Below are 598 nucleotides of genomic sequence, written 5' to 3' on the forward strand. Positions count from 1 at the left end.
TTTCAGGCGGATGCGTTGACCATTGCCGACGCCCGCCGGGATCTTCACATTCAGCGTTTTCGGGATTTCCTGTTCGATCATGCCAAAGGCGTTATAAACCGGCAGGTTATAGCTGATGGTACGCTTATGCTCAGTAAGCGTTTCTTCGAGGAAAACCGCCACTTCGATTTCAATATCGTGGCCGCGTGTGGCGGGGCGTTGACGGCTCTGGCGGGCATGCTGACCGAAAATTGACGAGAAGATATCGTCAAAATCTTCGGCGTTAAAACTCTGACCGTCGCCATGATGGAACTGACGGTTAAATTGCGGATCGTTGCGATGTTGCCACATCTGATCATACTCAGCGCGACGTTGTTCATCACTTAACACTTCCCAGGCTTCGGCGACCTCTTTGAAGCGGGCTTCGGCATCCGGTTCTTTGCTGACATCAGGATGGTATTTGCGGGCCAGTCGACGATAGGCGGTCTTGATTGTCTTGAGATCGTCCGTCGGTTTCACGCCCATGATGGCGTAATAATCCTTTAATTCCATAGCGTTATCTCGCGTAAATCAACACAAATTGAAGGAACCCCTGTAAGGTAACTCCTATAAGTGTATG

The 598-nt window shown here is 50.3% G+C and carries 1 protein-coding gene; it reads right to left on the reverse strand.

All coding sequences use genetic code 11. The features are described from left to right. A partial coding sequence (locus ACLO87_RS16880; RefSeq protein ID WP_430224356.1) for a DnaJ domain-containing protein occupies positions 1 to 531 on the reverse strand: 531 nt, incomplete at its 3' end. Between the last annotated feature and the right edge of the window lie 67 nt (positions 532 to 598).

It is taken from the genome of Paenalcaligenes sp. Me52, assembly GCF_050487965.1.
In the GTDB taxonomy this organism is placed as follows: Bacteria; Pseudomonadota; Gammaproteobacteria; order Burkholderiales; family Burkholderiaceae_B; genus Paenalcaligenes.